18 protein-coding genes and 1 tRNA gene are annotated in these 19,391 nt (G+C 37.9%); 7 read left to right on the plus strand and 12 right to left on the minus strand.

Features of this window, described 5'->3' with window-relative positions; genetic code table 11:
* Positions 1 to 22 precede the first annotated feature (22 nt).
* Positions 23 to 1,246 carry a phosphoglycerate dehydrogenase gene (gene serA / locus EHQ70_RS02205; RefSeq protein ID WP_135583316.1) on the minus strand — a complete coding sequence of 408 codons (1,224 nt, stop codon included), beginning with the start codon at positions 1,244 to 1,246 and terminating at the stop codon, positions 23 to 25.
* 57 nt (positions 1,247 to 1,303) lie between these two features.
* Here serA and EHQ70_RS02210 point away from each other — a divergent pair, with 57 nt between their 5' ends.
* On the plus strand, positions 1,304 to 1,852 hold the full coding sequence (locus EHQ70_RS02210) for a hypothetical protein (protein ID WP_135583317.1): 549 nt from the start codon (positions 1,304 to 1,306) through the stop codon (positions 1,850 to 1,852).
* Positions 1,853 to 1,986: 134 nt separating this feature from the next.
* On the opposite strand, the gene lysS is transcribed toward EHQ70_RS02210, so the two are convergent.
* Together lysS and EHQ70_RS02220 are read right to left on the minus strand one after the other, a co-directional pair.
* Positions 1,987 to 3,471 carry a lysine--tRNA ligase gene (gene lysS / locus EHQ70_RS02215; protein ID WP_208729499.1) on the minus strand — a complete coding sequence of 495 codons (1,485 nt, stop codon included), beginning with the start codon at positions 3,469 to 3,471 and terminating at the stop codon, positions 1,987 to 1,989.
* A gap of 9 nt (positions 3,472 to 3,480) precedes the next feature.
* Complete coding sequence (locus EHQ70_RS02220) at positions 3,481 to 4,119, minus strand: hypothetical protein (protein WP_135583319.1); 639 nt, start codon at positions 4,117 to 4,119, stop codon at positions 3,481 to 3,483.
* 106 nt (positions 4,120 to 4,225) lie between these two features.
* Here EHQ70_RS02220 and EHQ70_RS02225 point away from each other — a divergent pair.
* Positions 4,226 to 4,307, plus strand: a tRNA-Leu gene (locus EHQ70_RS02225).
* A gap of 291 nt (positions 4,308 to 4,598) precedes the next feature.
* Here EHQ70_RS02225 and EHQ70_RS02230 read toward each other — a convergent pair.
* Together EHQ70_RS02230 and EHQ70_RS02235 are read right to left on the minus strand one after the other, a co-directional pair.
* Positions 4,599 to 5,297: a hypothetical protein gene (locus tag EHQ70_RS02230; RefSeq protein ID WP_135583320.1), complete on the minus strand. Its 699-nt coding sequence runs from the start codon at positions 5,295 to 5,297 to the stop codon at positions 4,599 to 4,601.
* A gap of 162 nt (positions 5,298 to 5,459) precedes the next feature.
* Positions 5,460 to 6,344, minus strand: a complete 885-nt coding sequence (locus EHQ70_RS02235) for an alpha/beta hydrolase (RefSeq protein ID WP_135583321.1) — start codon at positions 6,342 to 6,344, stop codon at positions 5,460 to 5,462.
* 70 nt (positions 6,345 to 6,414) lie between these two features.
* Between EHQ70_RS02235 and EHQ70_RS02240 the strand changes: the two genes are divergently transcribed.
* Entirely contained in the window at positions 6,415 to 6,855 is a 441-nt protein-coding gene (locus EHQ70_RS02240) for a DUF1499 domain-containing protein (RefSeq protein ID WP_135583322.1), read from the plus strand.
* Here the strand turns inward: EHQ70_RS02240 and EHQ70_RS02245 are convergent.
* Together EHQ70_RS02245 and EHQ70_RS02250 are read right to left on the minus strand one after the other, a co-directional pair.
* Positions 6,847 to 7,941 carry an FAD-dependent oxidoreductase gene (locus EHQ70_RS02245; protein ID WP_244288192.1) on the minus strand — a complete coding sequence of 365 codons (1,095 nt, stop codon included), beginning with the start codon at positions 7,939 to 7,941 and terminating at the stop codon, positions 6,847 to 6,849. The genes EHQ70_RS02240 and EHQ70_RS02245 overlap by 9 nt on opposite strands.
* A gap of 30 nt (positions 7,942 to 7,971) precedes the next feature.
* The gene (locus EHQ70_RS02250) at positions 7,972 to 8,211 is read right to left on the minus strand and encodes a hypothetical protein (protein ID WP_135583323.1); all 240 of its coding nucleotides are present in this window, start codon (positions 8,209 to 8,211) and stop codon (positions 7,972 to 7,974) included.
* 11 nt (positions 8,212 to 8,222) lie between these two features.
* On the opposite strand from EHQ70_RS02250, the gene EHQ70_RS02255 reads away from it, so the two are divergent.
* Complete coding sequence (locus EHQ70_RS02255) at positions 8,223 to 8,846, plus strand: methyltransferase (RefSeq protein WP_135583324.1); 624 nt, start codon at positions 8,223 to 8,225, stop codon at positions 8,844 to 8,846.
* 61 nt (positions 8,847 to 8,907) lie between these two features.
* Here EHQ70_RS02255 and EHQ70_RS02260 read toward each other — a convergent pair whose 3' ends face one another.
* On the minus strand, positions 8,908 to 10,344 hold the full coding sequence (locus tag EHQ70_RS02260) for an APC family permease (RefSeq protein ID WP_135583325.1): 1,437 nt from the start codon (positions 10,342 to 10,344) through the stop codon (positions 8,908 to 8,910).
* Between the two features lie 136 nt (positions 10,345 to 10,480).
* Between EHQ70_RS02260 and EHQ70_RS02265 the strand changes: the two genes are divergently transcribed.
* Entirely contained in the window at positions 10,481 to 10,735 is a 255-nt protein-coding gene (locus tag EHQ70_RS02265) for a hypothetical protein (protein ID WP_135583326.1), read from the plus strand.
* 123 nt (positions 10,736 to 10,858) lie between these two features.
* Here EHQ70_RS02265 and EHQ70_RS02270 read toward each other — a convergent pair whose 3' ends face one another.
* Positions 10,859 to 12,529 carry an EAL domain-containing response regulator gene (locus EHQ70_RS02270; RefSeq protein WP_135583327.1) on the minus strand — a complete coding sequence of 557 codons (1,671 nt, stop codon included), beginning with the start codon at positions 12,527 to 12,529 and terminating at the stop codon, positions 10,859 to 10,861.
* A gap of 144 nt (positions 12,530 to 12,673) precedes the next feature.
* Between EHQ70_RS02270 and EHQ70_RS02275 the strand changes: the two genes are divergently transcribed.
* Complete coding sequence (locus tag EHQ70_RS02275) at positions 12,674 to 12,943, plus strand: RNA recognition motif domain-containing protein (RefSeq protein ID WP_135583328.1); 270 nt, start codon at positions 12,674 to 12,676, stop codon at positions 12,941 to 12,943.
* A gap of 41 nt (positions 12,944 to 12,984) precedes the next feature.
* Entirely contained in the window at positions 12,985 to 15,561 is a 2,577-nt protein-coding gene (pepN, locus tag EHQ70_RS02280) for an aminopeptidase N (protein WP_135583329.1), read from the plus strand.
* Here the strand turns inward: pepN and EHQ70_RS02285 are convergent.
* From EHQ70_RS02285 to EHQ70_RS02295, 3 genes are read right to left on the minus strand one after another with little or no spacing between them, the layout of a single operon-like run.
* On the minus strand, positions 15,558 to 17,432 hold the full coding sequence (locus tag EHQ70_RS02285) for an AMP-dependent synthetase/ligase (RefSeq protein ID WP_135583330.1): 1,875 nt from the start codon (positions 17,430 to 17,432) through the stop codon (positions 15,558 to 15,560). The two genes, pepN and EHQ70_RS02285, sit on opposite strands and share 4 nt — an antisense overlap.
* A gap of 31 nt (positions 17,433 to 17,463) precedes the next feature.
* Complete coding sequence (locus tag EHQ70_RS02290) at positions 17,464 to 18,942, minus strand: tetratricopeptide repeat protein (RefSeq protein ID WP_135583331.1); 1,479 nt, start codon at positions 18,940 to 18,942, stop codon at positions 17,464 to 17,466.
* Positions 18,939 to 19,319, minus strand: a complete 381-nt coding sequence (locus EHQ70_RS02295; RefSeq protein WP_135583332.1) for a YopX family protein — start codon at positions 19,317 to 19,319, stop codon at positions 18,939 to 18,941. The genes EHQ70_RS02290 and EHQ70_RS02295 overlap by 4 nt, the downstream gene beginning before the upstream one ends.
* Positions 19,320 to 19,391 lie beyond the last annotated feature (72 nt).

A 19,391-nucleotide genomic window follows, 5' to 3' on the forward strand; every position in this document is an offset into this window, starting at 1 on the left:
TTTGATATTCCTTCCCAAGTTTCTAATACAGGATTCGAGTGCGAATGGAATGTTTATGGGCTTTGATTTTATCTTTTAGTTCATCACCCAAATTTTTATCAATTTCCATGCTCAAATAACCAATATTAGATGAGGTACTTAAGTTTTGTGTTAAAATGTTCCCACCTAAATCAGAAATGATCGAGTTGATATCTCTTAAAAATCCTGGTTGGTTTTGGTGGATGTTTAAAATCCGGTGGTATCCCGATTTTAAATTCCCCAATTCAATGTTTGGAAAATTAACAGAGAAGGTAGTGGATCCATTGTTCACATATTTTAAAAGTTTTTCAGCAACTTCTGTTCCAATATTTTTTTGTGCCTCTTCCGTAGAACCACCGATATGTGGTGTTAAGATTAGGTTTGGTAATCCTTGGAGTGGGCTAACAAATGGATCGTCATTGGATTTTGGTTCCTCAGGGAATACGTCCACACCTGCACCAGCGAGTTTCCCGGATTTTAATCCTTCCACAAGTGCATCAATTTCTAATACTTTTCCACGAGAAAGGTTTAACAAATAAGATCCAGGTTTGACTAGATTCAAATGTTCTTTGCGGAATAGATTTTTGGTTTCATCTGTTTCGGGAACATGGAAGGTAATAAAGTCAGATTGTTGGAGCAGTTCTTCATAACTGTGGACAGAAGATGCATTTCCAAGAGGAAGTTTTGAAATGATATCGTAAAAAACAACCTTCATTCCCATAGATTCTGCAAGAACGGAAACTTGAGATCCAATATGTCCGTAACCTATGATTCCGAGTGTTTTTCCCCGAACTTCAAAACAACCCTTTGCAATTTTATTCCATTTGCCTAAATGTACATCACGCGACTGGTCGCTAGCTTTTCTCGCAAGCATAATGATCTCAGCGATGACAAGTTCTGCCACCGATCTTGTATTGCTATAAGGCGCATTGAATACGGGGACCGCACGTTTTTCTGCTTCCTCAAGTTCTACTTGGTTGGTTCCAATACAGAAACAACCAATGGTCATTAATTTTTTAGCATTCTGAAGAGCTTTGGTTGTAACATTTGTTTTGCTACGAATGCCTAAAACATGTACATCGGAAATTCTTTCGATGAGTTCCGCTTCTTCCATCGCATCTTTGACGAGGGTCACGTCAAAACCGTCTCGGTGGAAAAGTTCGTAAGCATCCTTGTGGACGTTTTCCAGAAGTAGGACTTTTATTTTTCCTTTGGGATAAGATACCATAGGAACAGGATTTTTTCCTTTGCCAAACCTTGCACCTCGAAAAAGGTTGAGCTTACCATGGAAAGAATCTTCTCCCTCACCCGAATTTCCTCCATTTTTCTCAGTTTTCTGGTTGTTGTTTCCTGCTCTGGAACCAAAGCCTATGTGGTCACACCAGAACCAACCTTAGAGCAACAAACGGCTATTTCTAAAGATCTTTGTTTACAACGATTTCTTTGGGTGTTCCCGGGGAAACGTCCTTGTGTGTATTTCAAAGCAGAAAGGGACAATGGCACGGGTCTTGTGCAGTATTTCCTGCTTTATGAAATTGGAACCTTTGACGTCGACATTCCCATTGGAGTCTCCCTAAAGTTAGGGGAAACTTGGTACAACCTCAAACGCACCAATACCGATTATTCTGATACAATCGTAATCAGTTCAGCTATTTCTTCAGAACTCATTCCTAAAATTGGCGAAAGTCAATCGATTGCCATCAGTTATACAAACAGAAAAGAAACCATCAACTTCAACTTAAGTTCTGATAAAACGGCTACCTTTCAATCTAACTTATCGAAACTCATCCGCACAATCGAATCAGAACCAAAACTCAATATCAATAAAAAGTAAAGTTTTCTGTTTTGATAAAAAAGAAAAGCCTCTTAGGATCGTATCCTTCGGAGGCTTTTTTTATGTTTCGAACTTTTCTTTAAAATTTTTTAAAACAAACCAGGAAACTAGTTTTGTATTTTTGAATTTTAAATTCATTCAGGTCGCATTAGCGGGAATAGGATGGTATCACGGATGGAGTGAGAATCTGTGAGTAACATCACCAAACGATCAATTCCAATCCCCAAACCACCTGTTGGTGGAAGTCCATATTCAAGTGCGCGGATATAATCATCGTCCATCATAAAGGCTTCATCGTCACCAGCTTCTCTTTGTTTCACTTGTTCTTCAAATCGTTCTCTTTGGTCGAAAGGATCGTTTAACTCAGTGAAGGCGTTTCCAATTTCGCGTCCAGCAACATAAGGTTCAAACCGTTCCACATATTTTGGATCGTCTTCTCCAGATTTTGCCAGTGGTGAAAGTTCTTTGGGAAAATCAGTGATAAAGATAGGTTGGATCAGGTGTGGTTCGACAAGGGAACTAAAAACATCATCACATACTTTCCAAATGGAAACAGAATCAGAGGAATCCACACCTTTGGCTTTTGCCTGTGCGATGGCATCTTTTAGATCTGTGATTTTGCTAAAATCAATTCCAGAATATTCTTTAATGATATCAATGTATTTTGCACGTTTCCATGGAGCCGACAAATCAATTTGGTCTTTTCCATAAGGAAACTTTAAACCTTTACCAATGGACTCTGCCACAGAAACAATCATTCTCTCTGTAAGAGACAACATGGTTTCCATATCACCGAATGCCATATAGGCTTCCATCATTGTGAATTCAGGATTGTGTTTTGTGGAGATCCCTTCGTTACGAAAGTTACGATTGAGTTCAAACACTCTATCCATTCCACCAACGATAAGCCGTTTTAAATATAATTCTGGTGCAATTCGTAAAAATAACTCCATATCGAGAGTGTTGTGGTGGGTCACAAAAGGGCGAGCTGCGGCACCACCAGCAATCGGTTGCATCATGGGAGTTTCTACTTCCAAAAATCCTTCATTTGTCAAAAATTTACGAATTTCGGAAATGATTTTAGAACGCATTTTAAATGTTTCTCTTACATTGTCGTTCACAACTAAATCCACATAACGCATGCGGTATCTTTGTTCTACGTCAGAGAAAGCATCAAAGACAACTCCGTCTTTTTCTTTGACAACAGGAAGAGGGCGGATACATTTTGCCAGAAGTTGGACACTTGTTAGGTGAAGGGTTGTTTCCCCTTTTTGTGTTTGGAATAGCCATCCTTCGATTCCAATCCAATCTCCTAAATCCAAAGATTTGAAAAGAGAATAGTTTTCTTCCCCTAAATCATCCCGAGTGGCATAAAGTTGAATCAGACCTTCTGCATCCTTTAGGTGAGCAAAACTTGCTTTTCCCATCACACGTTTGGCATGCAATCGACCACCAAGTTTGAAGGATTTTTTTTCTGTTTGGTTTGGATCAAATCCGGCAATCAATGATTTTGAATTGGCATTGGGAAAAAAACGAAGTGGGTAGGGGTTGATTCCTTTCGTTTTTAAATCGTTAATTTTTTGAATGCGTTGTTCAATCAGTTCGTTGGAATCTTTAATTTCATCCATTTATAGGACACCTCTAATATAAGAATACAGATAACGTACAAATTCGCCGGTGATTTCTCTGACCCCATCTTCCGTTAAGAACCAATTCGACCCGGAGAATTCCGATGGAAATCCGTAAGCGGTTACCTTGATGGGCAAACTGGCTAAGGTTTTGCGGTAGGTTCCTAAAACTCGTTTGGTTTCATATTCCCGAGAGAGGAGTAAAATGCTCCCAAGATTGTCAGAAACGGCTATTTTTAATAGGTTTTTGGATGCCTCGTCTGTGTCACCCATTTTGGATACAGGAATGATCAGAGACGATACAAGACTCGCACTCAGACCTATCGAATTCAATGCGTCTTTAATTTTTGACTCTTTTTCCTGGGGTGAATACAAAAGGTTCTGTGTTTTATCTTCACGAATAACAAGAATTAGTTTTTTGAAATCCCCACGTTCCGACAAAGTGGCAACCGCTTTTAATATCTTTTTAGAAGGAAGCTGGTTTGTAATTTCGAGAACTGCCAGATCGGATTTTTGGTAGGTTTCAGAAGACTTTAGCCAATAAGGGGAAGAAAGAGTAAGACCAACCAAAACTAATATAGGGGAAATAAATCCGGTAAGGAGCAGTTTGAGTCGAAACGTAAGATCAGATACTTGCATACTTGTGACCCCTACAACCTACCGAAAGGTAAGTGCAAGTGACAAGAGAAAATTCATCTCCTTGACGAAAGAACCCGTTTTCCTAACCTGTCCTACATACACGCCCGCTCGGATGGTGGAATTGGTAGACACGCTACTTTGAGGTGGTAGTGCCGCAAGGTGTGGGGGTTCGAGTCCCCCTTCGAGCAAAATCCTAATCATCACAAAACATTTATTAAATACAATCAAGATCGACTCGAACAGTTTTGTGAGCATTAATATCACGACCCATCGGGAGTGATATTAATGACAAGCCGACCCGGAAGGGAGGCGACGAACAATACCGTGCCTCGAAGCGTGGTTCGGACAGGAAGTCCGAACAGCGGAGAGGTCGAGTCCCCCTTCGAGCAGTGGTTACCACTCTCTCACGCAAATTTATAATATCCTAAAAACTTTACAAACGTGAGCGAAAATAATAGTCTTAGTTAGTTTACATTCTGTTATACGGTATTTTGTAGTGTTTCCATCCAAGTTTTATCCATCACTTTTAATCTGTTTTTCTTTAAATTCTCTTTTACAATCCATTGGATCTGTTTGTTTTTGTTTTTTACAAATTTTTCAAAAATAGTTTTGCCTTCTTTTGGAAGAGAAACAATGGCAACGCTCCATCCATACCCAAGTGTTTTTCTTAAAGAATTTTGGTTTTCGGATAGTTTTCCGTCAATCTTAGCAAAGGACATAGTAACCTGTTTTAGGATTTCTAATAATTTCAAGACAAACGATCTTTCTTTTAAGAGTTTGGGTTCGCATAGAGCTGCAACAACGGCCCTTTTTTCTAAATCATTTCCATCGATCCAAACTTTTAAATTTTCCAATATTTCTTCTGTATTATTTTCTGTAATTTCCTGAATGCCAATCGCAACAGCTTCCCTAATTCTCCAACTGCTATGAGATGCATATTTTCTAATGGTCGAGAGTGTTTTCTTTATATGATTATTATTTTTTATACAAAATCCAACGATTCCGCACATGACTACAAATTCTTCTGGAGAATTATGTAAATCGTCATGGCAATAGGATAAACATTCAGATATATCCTTTGCAGATGCAGTTTTTGAAAAGGAATAAAGAAGTTCCAAATTTCCCCTTGGGCCAGGGAGGCGGGAATTCTTTAAAAGATTTTCAATTGTTTGGGACATCGATTTTAAATTGATTTTTTTGGTTCAAACCATTGTTTCGATCATGGATCAATGATTTTACACTGCCTTTATCAATTCTTTTCATAAAATTAAAAAATATGGATTCAGGCTGAATGAAGACTTTGGTCCATTGACTCATCAGAACGAACCGAACCATAAAACCTATTTCAAATACTTTTGAAAAAATCCTACTGCTCTAGACTCCGCTTCCTTGGGAGCAAAATTCCAAAGGCGCTCATGCCGATTGCATTCGGGAGACCAAAGAGATTTTGGTTCTCCCGCTTTTGCAAACAAATCTTTTGCGTGATGGTAATCTACATAATCATCCTTTGTACAGTGAAAGATGGCAATGGGTCTTGGACTGATGGATGCAATTTTATCAATGGGTCTTACTGAATCAATGTCCATATCGCCGCGTAAGTTGAGCGCTAGTTTGACTACCGGAATCAGTGGGTAGTATGGGATTCCAAAATCACGTTTTGCTGATTCTACAAGAACATCAATGGCACTTCCATAACCACTGCTAAAAATACCCGCCTGGATTTCTGGATGGTTTGCCATTGCTATGATACTTGTGGCAGAACCCATGGAGAATCCAAAGATTCCAATTTTTTCATAGCCTTTTGATTTTAAAAATTCAATGGCTGCATCCACGTCTTTTTGTTCATGAAATCCCATGGATGCAAATCCTCCATGGTTACGACGTAAACTAAGTAGGAGTAAATTGTATCCGGCATCGTGAAGGCTTTTCGCAAACCGAATTCCCTCATTTCTTTGTCCTCCATGTCCATGGACAAGAATGATTGTACCTTTGGATTGTTTGGCGGGAATCCAGTAATTAACAAGGTTCAAATTGTCCGCTGTTTTGATTTCGACTTCTTCATATTCTAATCCAACTTCACTAGGTCCGTTGCAGAAAACATGGTGGTCTAAATTACACTTTACATTTGGATAAAGAACTAAACTGGAAAAATAATAGGCGATAGCACTTAGTAAAATGATACTGAAAATCAATCCAGAAATTGTGTATTTTTTGATCTTGTTCATGAGCCGATAAAAATATGAAAAATTTGAAATTCTGCAAGTAAAAAAACATAAGGCTTTGAATTTCGGAGATATGGAATCTGCGCTAACGGTATTTTTTATTTGTTGTATGAGTGTTCTGAGTCCTCTTTCTGGGGTGAGTGATGGCGAACTGAGAGGTTGTCCACCTTCACCTAACTGCGTTTCTAGTCAAAGTATGCAGTACAACATTGTTCATAAAGTGGATCCAATCACGTATACAACATCAAGGCAGGTTGCCTATGAAAGAATTTCCAAATACTTCCACGACTCCGAGAACATTTGGATCAGTGAAGAGAAGGAAGGCGAATACATTCGAGTGATTTTTTTCACAAAGGTTTTTCGATTTCCTGACAGAGTCGAAGTATATTTTCCCGAGGGAAAACAAGAAGCACAGGTTCGTTCTCAGTCCATCTTTGGTTTTTGGGATATTTTTGCCAACAGAAGGCGGGTGAATCAGTTTAGAGAGTTACTCGCGAAAGAAGAATCACAATAACGCATTGTGGTTCAAAAAATAAATTCCCCCAACTATCCTTTCTATTTTCGATCCGAACAACCAATCACCAAGAATGGTGATTCTTGTTTCTTTACAAAGTTTTTTCCATTCTTCAAAGTTTGCGCCGTCAAGCTGTAATGGGCCTTCCCGACCCAGGAGTGGGAGTTGAGCCTGTGCATATTTCCATCTATGGTTCCAAATTATATTAGGTGGAGGGGCACCAAACTTTGTTTTCAATTCTTGGATGAAATACTCTTCGTACTTTGCTTTTGGTTTTTTGTTTTCCTCCATCCAATCTTCAAAATGGGATTCTGAAAAAATGGCTCCAAATTGAACGAGAAGGGCAGAACCTTCTTTAAATTCGTTTGGATATTTGAGACTTTCCCAACTTTGATACTCCCAGTCGGAACCTCGATCTAAACTGGTTGTAATTGGTATGATAGAAAAAGGATCCAGACCAAGTGATTTCCAATCCGGTTTCCATTGATCCCAATAAAAATAGCTAACCAATGTTTTGCGGTAATCGTTGAATGGTTCTAAAAAATCAATCCAACTTTGGATTTTTGAATTTTTTTCTGACCTTTCAAAAATTTCCAAAATTTGTGGTATAGGAAGGGTCAGGATGACTGAGTGGGAACAAACTGTATTTGATTCTTTTGTTTCAGAGTTTTCAAATTCTAAATTCCAAGTTTCTTCGCCAGCAACCTCTATCTTTTTTAAAATCTGCCTTTGGATAGGTTTTACATTGCCGATCATTGCTGAGACAATTTCTGCCATCCCATTTATCGGATAAAAATGGGATCCGTCATAGATTGGTTTTACTTGTAATTGGATATGTTTTGATTTCCAAATTTCTATAATGGAATATTTTGTTTCCCCGCCTAACCAGTGGACTTCCATTATATCTCGAAACATTGTGGCTCCAAAATCATAGGAAAAAGAATCTTTTGATTTGCCTGAGACTCGACCTCCAAGAGATCTTCCCTTATCATAAATAACCACATCGGGATTCATCATGGCCACAGCTCCGCCAGAAACTCCAGAACCTACTACAATTGGAACCTGGTAACAAAAAATTGGTTTCACTGTTAAACCCGCTCCCTAGAGCAGATTGAATTATAACTGTTTGATAAGAGCTTTCAAATCATTTATGACTGAAAAAGGAACAGGTTTGATTTCTTCTGCTAGTTTGATTGTATCTTGGATGGTGCGAGTGAGAACTTGTTTTTCAGCGGTATAAGCAGTTTGAGGCAATTGGGACTTGTTTTTCTTAAAAATCGTGACTTTATTATCAATGATTTCAATCATTTGGTTCAAATACTGAATCTTCTGGTCCATAGGCAAATGGTGTAACATAATGAATCAAAATGAGAAACCAATTTTTGGATAAACAAAAGAAAATCGTCGTAGGGGATCCAATGACAGATGCGATTTGGGATTCTTTCCTTCCTCAGAAATTCCAAATACTATCACCTTACCAATGGACACCTATTTCTGTGATTGAAAGAACTTGGAAATTTCTTTCAGAAGATGAAGTAAAGTCGGTTGTAGATTTAGGTTCCGGAGTGGGAAAGTTTTGTATTTATTTATCTTTAGTTTCAGGTAAGTCTTTTCCCATTTTTGGTTTGGAAGACAGAGAAGAATTGGTTTTAGTTTCAAAATCTATTGCGGACCATTGGGGTACAGAAAATGTCCAATGGAAAACAACTAATTTCCTAAAACAATTTCCCTTTGGTCATTCTCATTATTATTGTTTTAATCCTTTGTATGAAACGATGAAAGGTCATCATTCAATTGATGATTCAAAAGAAAAATCCGCAGGTCAATTTGTAAAAGATCTACAAACTTTTAAACAAAATTTAGTTTTGTTGCCATCAAAAACGAAACTAATCACCTTCCATGGGTTTGGTGGAAGTTATTTGCCAGGGTTTCGAACTATATTAAAAGAAGAAATTGCGGGAGGAGAATTCAGAGTTTGGGAAAAAGAATGAATTTTTTCCCAAACTAAAATCAGCAAGTACTCTCCATGAATCGCTTAATGGAAGCTTTGCCCTATTTTTTCCTTTGCAAATGTGGTTTAGCGATCAGTAAATAAACGATACCAGTAGAGATGACAACAAGAGTTGTAAAGATCATTCCATAATTGATGTACCAAGGTTCTTCCGGAGTTCTTGGCCAAATCATATTGGCAACTGCTGTGATCCCATAAAATAGTGCCAGACCATTGATCCAAACTCCCAGTTTTCCTAAGGTAAAGGATCCAGAAGGTTTCCAGCCCTTTACCCTTGCATATAAAGCTGCAAGAACCACCATTTGAAAGGCAACGTAAATTCCCGCTGAGGCAAAACTAATGATGGTGGTGACAGCATCTTGTAGCCAGTATCCCATACCAGTGATGATGATGGGAATGAGCCCAGTGATTAGAAGTGCATTGACTGGAACTTTTTTTATTTTAGATAATTGGTTTAAATGTTTACTACCAAAGATCATTCCATCGCGCGCAAAAGAAAACAATAGGCGACTTGCAGCTGCTTGTAAACTAAGGAGACAGGATAAAAAAGAAACCATAACTACAACGATCACCATTCGGTAACCGACAAGTCCCATTGCGGAGACAAGAGTGGTTGTGACAGGATCCTGGTCCTCTCCCGAAATGGCTTTGTCTATATTGGGAAGGGCGAGTAATAACGCCAAACAAACAAATGTTGCCGCACCACCTCCAATATAAATGGTCATCCGCATTGATTTTGGAATCGAAGAACCGGCATTTGGTGTTTCTTCCGCAACATCTCCACAAGCCTCAAATCCGTAATAACAAAACATAGCCGCCACTGAAGAAGCAAGAAATGCAGGAAAATAATTTGTACCTTCGCCAAAGGAAAAGGTATTCCAAAGTATAGAAATAGAATTTACTTTTGCAAAGAGGAGAAGGTATCCACCAACAGCTATGGCTCCCACAAGTTCGCATAAAAATCCAAAAAAAGCAACTTTGGCCAAAAGTTTTGTTCCGCTTAAATTTAAGATGGTGGAGATTATAATCATAATGATCGCAATCCAAATAAACCCAGAGTTACCAAGTTCTACTCCCAAAAGTTGCGTCAAAAAAGGAGCTCCACCAACGGCTACAGCAGCCACAGTTGTAAAGAGGGCCCAGGCATAAACCCAGGCTGACATCCAAGCCCAACGTTCTCCCACCAAACGCAGAGACCATGGGTAGATCCCTCCCGAGATTGGATACTGGGAAACAATTTCACCAAAAACCAAACAAACGAGAAACTGTCCTAAGCCGACTAAAAGATAATTCCAAATCATGGGTGGGCCACCCGCTTGGATGGCTAGTGCAAATACGGAATAAACACCAACAACGGGGGAAAGGTAAGTGAACCCAAGGGAAAAATTTTCCCAAAAACTCATACTACGGTCAAATTCTGATTTCAGTCCGAGCGCTTCTAATTGTGCTGAATCTTTATCGAGAGCTTTTTGATTCATGAAAGATGATTATCCTTTTTGGTGGTAGGTTAGGATTGGTTTTAGAGGTAGGCTCGTTTTCTACAAACGATTTTGTTTTTCCATTGACTGAAAAGCCATTTAACAATCTAATTTTTCACAAGTACGGATACTCTATATGAAACAAACACTTTTTTTAGCAATGATGCTATCACTCTCAATCAGTTGTGCAAGTTCGCAACCTAGTGACGGAAGCTCTGAAGAACCAGGCCTTATGAACAAAATCATCGAAAAGGCCAATTCGGAAGAAGGGCAAAAGGCCATCCAAATGGGTAAGGAAAAATTACAAGATCCTGCCACTCAAGAAAAACTAAAAGGGCTGTTCACTAAGGAAAAAAAGAAAAAAGAAATTCCTGGCGTTCCTGTTCAATAAAACTTTCAACCAGTCGCAAACAAAACTCACTCTATCCCTTCTGATTTTTAGAATGGGTAGAGTGTTTTTAGTCCAACCAAAATCTACTTAAATCTTTGTTTTAAACAGATATATACTTTCATCTTACAGCTGTAAACTGGCTTGGTCGGGAATACTTGGTGACGGTTTCATAAACAAATATCCTTGCGAATACTCGATGCCTAAGGTTTCTATCATATCTTGAATGGCAGGTCTGTCGACAAACTCTGCCACAACCTTGGCTCCAATTCCCCTTGCTAGTTCCACAATCCCTTGTACAAGAAGGTAAGCGGTTTTGTTTTCCGGTAAGTTTTTAATAAACTGACCATCAATTTTTAGATAATCTGGATCCACTTCTAGTAACCTAGCAAGGTTGGAATACTGAACTCCAAAATCATCAATTGCAATTTGGCAACCAATTGTTTTTAAATCACGAATGGTATAGAGGCTATTTTTGTTTTCGGAAAAACTAATGTCTTCTAAGATTTCAAAGGTTACCCTTTTGGCATCAATTTTGTAGTGAAATAATCGGGCTTCTACCCATTTGCTAAAACTTTTATATTCTAGTTCTGATTCTGTAAGGTTGATGGAAAAGTCATAAGGTTTGTCAGAAAAATAACTCATTGACTCATCTATCATCTGTAAGCCGATCATTCGAATGCTTCCCGTAACTTTTGCTAGTTTTAAAAAAACATCGGGTGTTAAAATGGAATCCCTATCTTTGATTCTGGCTAAACATTCGAATTTTTGGATTTGTTTTGTTTTGTTGTCTAAAATCCCTTGAAAGTACGGAACAATTTGTTTGTTTGTAATGGCCGTTTGGATTTTTTGACTCCACTGGAAATTTTGGAGATGGTGGTCTGTTGACAAGTCATCCGTATAACTGACAAAATCAGCAGACCCTTGTGTTTCTGCCCGAAACAAAGCGAGTTTTGCTTTGTAATAACAATCTTCTTGGCCATTTGCAGAAGAATACCGGCATTCTAAATGAAATCCAACATCATCTAAAATCAAATCGTCGGATTTTAAAACCATCCGAAAACTTCGCATCTTTTCTACTAGTTCTCCTTCCGATAGATGGGAGAGGACAGCGATTTCATCCGAGTAAATATGAAAGACTTTTTCTTCGTTTTGTAAATGAACGGTAAGGAGTTGTAATAGTTTTTTAAAGACCTTCCGGTACACTTCAATCCCAAAGGTTTTGATGATACTAGGGAAACTCATAATTTTTATGAGTAAAATGGAGTGTTGGATTTTTGAAGTTCCATCACCTTTTAGTTGTTTCACTAAAGATTCAAAGTTTGGATATTTGGAATCTCTGTGAAAGTATAAGTTGTCCGCTAATTCTTTGTTTTTTTCCTCTAATGATTTCTCTTGGAAGTAGGCGTCAATGGCTTGTTTGATGGTCAGCTCCAAATCATGAGCATCCCAAGGTTTGGAAAGATACCGATACAAACAACCATGGTTTAGAGCATTCCCTATTGCTTGTGCAGGGGCTTGCCCAGTTAACATGATTTTTTTCGTCCGAGGGTGCGTTTCCTGCATCTCGATTAAAAATTCATCACCCTTTTGGCCAGGCATTACGTGATCGCAAATGACAACTGCTAAATCTGCGGACGAATCCGCAATTTCTTTCATAATTTCTTTTGCTGTCTCCGCACTTTCTGCAGTTTCAATCGTGAAATTTGATCCAAACACTTTTTTTAATTGTTCTTTAAGGTTCCAGAGGATAAAGAATTCGTCATCGATGCAAAGAATATAGGGTTTTTCGTTCAAAGCGGTACCTAGAGAAGAGATACAAATAATCCCTATATTTCAGAATATGCAAGAAATATTTGATGTTGACATTTTCTTCAAATTGGATCTAATCGACCCGTTCCAAGGACTTTGGAACATGCATTTGGTTTTACGAGGACAGGAATGGTTTCTAACAAAATATATGTGGGAAATTTGAAATTTTCCCTTAAGGAAGAAAATATACGGCAGATTTTCTCCGTTTACGGAGTAATCCAAGATCTGAAAATGATTCATGATCGGGAAACTGGTAATTTTAGAGGGTTTGCATTTATCACTTACGGCAATCCGGAAGAGGCGGAAGAAGCCGTCACCCAAATGAATGGCCAGCCAATCGACGGAAGGAATCTAAAAGTTACCTTTGCCGAGGATAAAAGAAAAGAGAAACAGAACTAAAATTCACTTTTCTAGGATCACCTATCCAATAAAGAAGGAGGATGACTCCATCCTCCTCTCCTATCCACAAACTGGAAGATTATAAACCGAACCCATGGTTAACACCTAGGGTGAATTTGCGTTTTGACTTAGATTTGCACCTGACAGTTGTCAGAGCAGACTATGAAGTAGTTCTGAATGGAAACCAAATAGAACCTCTTTTTTTACATGGTGAATCTGTAGATTTTTTATCCATCCGCATTGACGGAGCCATTCTCGATCCAAACGATTACCAAGTAACTTCTTTAGGGATTCTCATTCCCGATCCTCCTAAAAAGGAGTTTCGACTAACAGTAGAAAATGGTATCAATCCCGCTAAAAATACATCCCTGGAGGGATTGTACAAATCTGGTTCCATGTTGTGTACGCAAAATGAACCCGAAGGTTTTCGTAAAATAATTTATTCCATCGATAGACCTGACAACATGATGCGTTTTCGAGTGACCATCTCTGGTGATAAAACTCTTTTTCCTGTGATGTTATCCAACGGAAACCTCGTAGGCGAAAATCAATTAGTTGATGGCAAAAGAGAAGTCATTTGGGAAGATCCCTATCCAAAACCATCTTATTTATTTGCTTTGGTAGCCGGTGAATTAGAAGAAACAAAAGATTCTTTTGTCACAAAATCAGGAAGAGAAATCACCTTAAAAATTTTTGTAGAAAAGGGAAATGAAGAGAAGGTTGGTTTTGCTTTTGATTCCTTAAAAAAAGCAATGAAGTGGGACGAGGATACATTTGGCCTAGAATACGATTTAGATCTGTTTATGATTGTTGCTGTAGAAGATTTTAATATGGGGGCGATGGAGAACAAAGGATTAAATCTATTTAACGCCAAACTAGTGCTTGCTGATAAAAAATCAGCAACGGACGAAAGTTTTGAAGCAATCCTTGCTGTGATTGCACACGAATACTTTCATAACTGGACAGGAAACCGAGTGACACTCCGAAATTGGTTCAACCTCACTTTAAAAGAAGGACTGACAGTATTTCGAGACCAATGGTTTACAGAAGATATGACAGACCCTGCTGTCAAACGAATCAAAGATGTTCTGTTTTTAAAGGAATATCAATTCCCCGAAGACCAAGGACCCATGTCCCATCCTATTTTACCAAAATCATATAAGGAGATGAATAATTTTTATACAGTCACTGTGTATGAAAAGGGTGCAGAGGTAATTCGATTGGTATCGGAACTAATTGGTCGGGAAAATTTTAAAAAAGGATTAAAACATTATCTTTCAAAATATGACGGCCAAGGTGTTACTTTTGAAGAATTTGTTTCTTCGATGGAAGAGGTTGTTGGTCATTCCATTCCTAATCTCAGAAACTGGTATCATCGGAGCGGAACACCGGTCATATCGGTAAAAGAATCCTATGTAAAAGATTCGAATGAATGGATTATCGATTTGGTTGATGCGGGATCTAACAAATATCCATTAGTATATTCTAATTCTTTGGCAATATTCAATCGTGAAGGTTCTCTGTTAAAAGAAGAAAAAAGAATTATGACAGGGGAAAGAGATCAAATTCGATTGTCCGCTCTCGATGGAAATGGAACCAAACCAATTGTATCCTTTTTTAGGTCTCTTTCCAGTCCAGTGCGTTTGGAGTATAGTCAGTCGGAAGAAGAAACTAAAATACTAGCCAAAATGGAAACCGACGGTGTAACTCGGTTTTTTGCTTTTCAAAATCTTATTTTTGATTGGTTTCGTAAATCGTTAGTTTCCGATCAGGAAGAGAACTTTGATCCTATTTTGGATACCATTAGAGATTCTTTTGGGAGAGGTTGGGATAAAACATACCATAGTTTTTATCTTTCCTTTCCTGGTTTGACACAGATTAGCGAGAGTTTGGGTTGTTATGAATATGTAAAACTCAGCCATTTAAGAACTTCTGCGGTTCAGAAAATATCAACTCACTTTACAAACCAATTCCAATTGTTATTCGAAGAAAATCGAAAAACAATTCCCGTTCAAACTAAAGAAGAAATAGGGAAACGAAGATTAAAAAATATTTGTTTATATTACCTACTTTATGATCCCGGAAAAAAGTTTGAAAAACTTGCGGTTATGGAACAGAGAGAAGCGAAACATATGAGTGAAGAAGTTTCTCCTCTGAAATTTTTATTAGAAGTTAATTCGAAAGAACAAGAAAATGCTGTCAGTTTGTTTTTTGAGAAGTGGAAACATGATGGATTGGTTTTGGATGTTTGGTTTGCGGCCCAAGTGGCATCGGGAGAAGATCGATCTAAGGTTGCTGAAAAACTGGAAAATCATCCTCAGTTTAACATCCGTAATCCGAATAAGGTAAGGTCGTTGTATTTTAGTTTAGCAAGAAACCCACTCTCGTTTCACAAAGAAGATGGGAGTGGTTATCGGTTTATTGCCGAGAGGATCAAACGTCTAAATGAAATCAATCCGCAGATGGCAGCCGCTCTCACAAAACTATTTTCGCCAGTCTCTAAACAGAAGGGAGAACTCCCAAAGATTGCAAAGAAAGAGCTAGAATCCATAGCAACCCTCCCCAATCTTTCGAAAGAATTAGGGGAGGTTGTGGGAACAATTCTAAACTCTCTTTAGTTATACATAGATTTGATGAGATCTTTGTATTTATCATGAATGACATTTCTTTTCATTTTGAAAAGATTTGTCAGTTCATCACCCACTTCCATGGCTTTCGGTAAAAAGCGAAAGTCAGATAGTTTTTCAAAAGATTTAAAACCATTTTCAGAGGAGATTTGTTTTTTAATTATATTTTGGAAATACAATCTGACCTCTTTGTTTTGATTTAGATCTTCACCGTCTTTAGGATTTAGGCCTGCTTCTTTCATCCGATCGTTATCTGGCCAAACAAGTGCTGTGAGGGATTTTTGATCCTGACCCACTACAATCACTTGGTTGATGAGAGCATTTTCCAGGAGCAAATTCTCGATAGGAACAGGTTCTACGTTTTCACCACCTAATAAAACTATGGTGTCTTTTACCCGACCTCGTACTGAAAGTGTATCATTAAAAGAGATAAATCCTAAATCTCCGGTATTCATCCAACCATCAGTGATAGTTTTGGAAGTGGCTTCTTCGTTTTTATAATAACCTTTCATGACCTGAGGTCCTTTGATATGAATGACTCCCATTTTTCCCTTAGGAACGGATTCGCCTTGTTCATTCACAATTTTAACAATGGTTCCTTCTGGCCATTTTCCAACAGAACCCTGAACCACTTGCCCCACAGCGCGCACTGATATAATGGGTGCGCATTCGGTCATTCCATACCCTTCATAGACTGGAATTCCAATAACATTGAAGAATTCGTCCACATGGGCAGGGAGTGCTCCTCCACCGGATATAGTGCCTGTTAGATGGCCACCTAAAACTTCTCGAATTTTAGAAAAAACAAGGCCGTCTAGTACCTTTGCAAGTAAAAACAAATTGAGAACATAACCGATGGATATGGTTGTGTTTTTGGCTCGTTCGAAGGGAGATTCTTCCTTTGTGAGAAGTCTGTTGCCTGCTAGGTAGTCCTGGCCATCTTTGAATTTTTTACAAATATCATAAGCAAAATCAAAAAGTTTCCGTTTGTTCTCTGGAGCCTTCTCTAACTTTTGTTTGATGCCAAGATACAAATTTTCCCAAAGCCTTGGGGCAGAAGCCATAAAACTTGGTTTTATTTTTTGGAAATCATCTCGTAAATCTCGAATGTTGGTATAAGCAATGGAAGCACCTTCGGCGATGATGGCATAGTCAATCGCACGTTCAAAGATATGCCAAACGGGCAAAATAGACAAAGTCCTGTCCGAACTTTTTAATCCCACACGAGGAGGAACTTTTACCACATTGTAGACCATGTTTTGGTGAGTGAGCATCACACCCTTTGGCATCCCTGTGGTTCCAGAGGTATAGATGATGGTAAATAGATCATCTGGTTTGACTTGTTTGGATCTAAGTTCTAAAGAGGGGAGATTTTTACGTAGAGATTCACCCTCGGTGATGAGTGTTTCCATCGGTATGGATAGGGAATCCGTCGATTTGTAACCAGGGTCCAAAATGATTACTTTTTCTACTTTTGTATTTGATAGAATGGGTTTTAGGGAATCGTAAAGTTTTTCATGTTCGACAAAACAATATTTGCTTTCTGAGTGAGTGAGAATGTATTCAATTTCTTGTGGAGTGGAATCTGATCCTCTTGGAACATTGACAGCTCCATTTAACAGAGTTGCGATGTCAGCAATAGCCCATTCGGTTCTGTTGTCTGCCATAAGGCCTATTTTTTCGCCGGGTTTGAGTCCCATTTGTAAAAGAGAGAGAGCCAAGTTTTCTGCTTTATGAAATATATCTGAAAAAGTACGACCCTTAAAGTTTTTTCCCGCATCCTTTCCAAAGAACATTTCTTTGGAGCCATAAGCTCTATTAGCATAATAAAAAACATCATTCAGCGTCGTAAAATTTTTCATTGATCGTTTTAGTCTCCGTAGGAGCTGAATATCATTGTTTTTTTTGTTTATTCAAGTAATATTTTCTTTTATGCGATTTCCCGTTAGGAGAAATAAAGAATTGTTCAAAAAGAGGATCTGATTCCATTTTTTCGATCAATTCAAAATCGTTTAACAAAGCCTGATGAGTCCAAAGATTTCCTTCTTCTTCTCTGTTTGTGGCGAAAGAGGCTCTACCTAATTTATAATATACAACAGGTAAAAATTCTTTTTCTCCTCCCAGGATTTGTGCTCTTTTTAGATTTGTGTAAGCATCTTCATAACGTCCAAGACTGAGTTCACAGGATCCTCTGTAATAAAAGAGAAAAAAACGAGGATAGGCAGTTAGTCTTCTACTATTTAATTTTTCTAAACTGGACAAACAAGCATTAGGGTTCTTATCCATAAATTGGGAATAAGCCAAATTTAATAAGATTTCTGGACTAATTTCGCCATGTGTTTTTCGGTAAATTTCCGCCGTTTTTTGATAACTATCTTTTGCAGCCTTGTAATCACCTAAAACATAAAGATAATAATAAGATCGATAAATCAAAACATCGAGTGAATCAGACTCACAAACGCGGTAGGAAAAAAATTCATCTAATGTTTTTGTGAAAGAAGTAAAATCTCTTTCATTGTATTCAATATTTGCAATTTTTTTGAGGAGGGAACAAGTTCTGGAAGTACCAATGGAAACTTCCTTTTTGTATTCTGATAGAGATTTTCGGTAAAACTTTAATGCTTCTGGAAACTTTTGATTGGATTCTAATTGGATGGCTTCTCTTTCCTCTTTTTCTCCCACTCCTTCACAATAAGATTCTTTTTCATTTTCATAGTGGCAGATCCGTTCTCGAAATCCATTTTCGTTGGAATCATATTCAATCCGAACAAGTTGGCAATTTTTATAATACCACCATTCGTCCATGGCTCCAAAGTCATTTTTATCTTTTGTGATTTCTTTGGGACAACCAGCACTAGAGTAATAAGTAAAACTATCTTTTTTACCGTTTTTGGTTTCATCTTCTTCTGTTAAAAAAAGTTGTCCTTTAGAATCATAATAATCCCAACGATAAGGAAAGAACTCATCTTCATTCAAAAAGAAAAAAAGTTTTAGAAGGGAACTTCCTTCTTTCCAACCGGAAAAACAAGAAAAGGAAAGTTTTCCACTTAAAAAATTTTGAGCGGAATCTCCGTATAAATCTGTTAGGTGAGACCTGATGTCTTGTTTAAATCTGGGGTATGGATAATTTGTATGATACTTATCTAGGTACTTTTGACAAAACCAAAAGATTTCATGGTTCAGAGCTTCTTTGTGTAGAACAGCTGGAATTTCACCCCCAAACCGAAAGCTAAACCTTTTGGGACTATGATCTGAAATTTCGAATTTATCTTTTGTATTTTGAAGAGCTTTCCAATAATCCTCTAAGAGGTTGGCACTTAGAGGAAAACTGAGTAAAAATAGGGAGGTTGTGAATGAAAATAGAAATCTCAAGACTTACTTTTTAGATACAAATCAAATAAAATGGGATTTTCATAGGGATTACCAACTTTTCTGATCGAAAAAAGTTGTAATAGAGGTGGCCCGTTTTCCAAATAAAAAGCCCCGTGTTCATTATTGTATCGTATAATGCCTGTATGTTGAGTGAGGTTTCCCCCTTTGGCAACAGTATGTTCTATAATATCTTCTTCAAAAAGGTCTTTGTCGTATTTGTCTTTTAGGCCTGTAAAACTATTAACAATATAATTGTCTTCGCTTGCGATGGGTTGTCCAAATTTCAAAAGTTTCCCATCGAGGGTTAAACTGAAGCCTTTTTGAGAGAATTCTTTTTCTTGTTTGTCCCAAACTCGGAACCGAATTGTGAATGCCATAACTGAACCCAAATTAAGTACTACGAAGTCCTTTCCAAGGAAAATTCAAAAAAAAATCGGTGGTCAACGAGT

The organism is Leptospira congkakensis, assembly GCF_004770265.1.
GTDB lineage: Bacteria > Spirochaetota > Leptospiria > Leptospirales > Leptospiraceae > Leptospira_A > Leptospira_A congkakensis.

Excerpts from the sequence above, each read along its gene's own strand:
- serA (WP_135583316.1), bottom strand. The coding sequence starts at position 1,246 with ATGGTATCTTATCCCAAAGGAAAAATAAAAGTCCTACTTCTGGAAAAC.
- EHQ70_RS02210 (WP_135583317.1), top strand. The coding sequence starts at position 1,304 with ATGGAAAGAATCTTCTCCCTCACCCGAATTTCCTCCATTTTTCTCAGT.
- EHQ70_RS02220 (WP_135583319.1), bottom strand. The coding sequence starts at position 4,119 with ATGCAAGTATCTGATCTTACGTTTCGACTCAAACTGCTCCTTACCGGA.
- EHQ70_RS02230 (WP_135583320.1), bottom strand. The coding sequence starts at position 5,297 with ATGTCCCAAACAATTGAAAATCTTTTAAAGAATTCCCGCCTCCCTGGC.
- EHQ70_RS02235 (WP_135583321.1), bottom strand. The coding sequence starts at position 6,344 with ATGAACAAGATCAAAAAATACACAATTTCTGGATTGATTTTCAGTATC.
- EHQ70_RS02240 (WP_135583322.1), top strand. The coding sequence starts at position 6,415 with ATGGAATCTGCGCTAACGGTATTTTTTATTTGTTGTATGAGTGTTCTG.
- EHQ70_RS02250 (WP_135583323.1), bottom strand. The coding sequence starts at position 8,211 with ATGTTACACCATTTGCCTATGGACCAGAAGATTCAGTATTTGAACCAA.
- EHQ70_RS02255 (WP_135583324.1), top strand. The coding sequence starts at position 8,223 with ATGAGAAACCAATTTTTGGATAAACAAAAGAAAATCGTCGTAGGGGAT.
- EHQ70_RS02260 (WP_135583325.1), bottom strand. The coding sequence starts at position 10,344 with ATGAATCAAAAAGCTCTCGATAAAGATTCAGCACAATTAGAAGCGCTC.
- EHQ70_RS02265 (WP_135583326.1), top strand. The coding sequence starts at position 10,481 with ATGAAACAAACACTTTTTTTAGCAATGATGCTATCACTCTCAATCAGT.
- EHQ70_RS02275 (WP_135583328.1), top strand. The coding sequence starts at position 12,674 with ATGGTTTCTAACAAAATATATGTGGGAAATTTGAAATTTTCCCTTAAG.
- pepN (WP_135583329.1), top strand. The coding sequence starts at position 12,985 with ATGACTCCATCCTCCTCTCCTATCCACAAACTGGAAGATTATAAACCG.
- EHQ70_RS02285 (WP_135583330.1), bottom strand. The coding sequence starts at position 17,432 with ATGAAAAATTTTACGACGCTGAATGATGTTTTTTATTATGCTAATAGA.
- EHQ70_RS02295 (WP_135583332.1), bottom strand. The coding sequence starts at position 19,319 with ATGGCATTCACAATTCGGTTCCGAGTTTGGGACAAACAAGAAAAAGAA.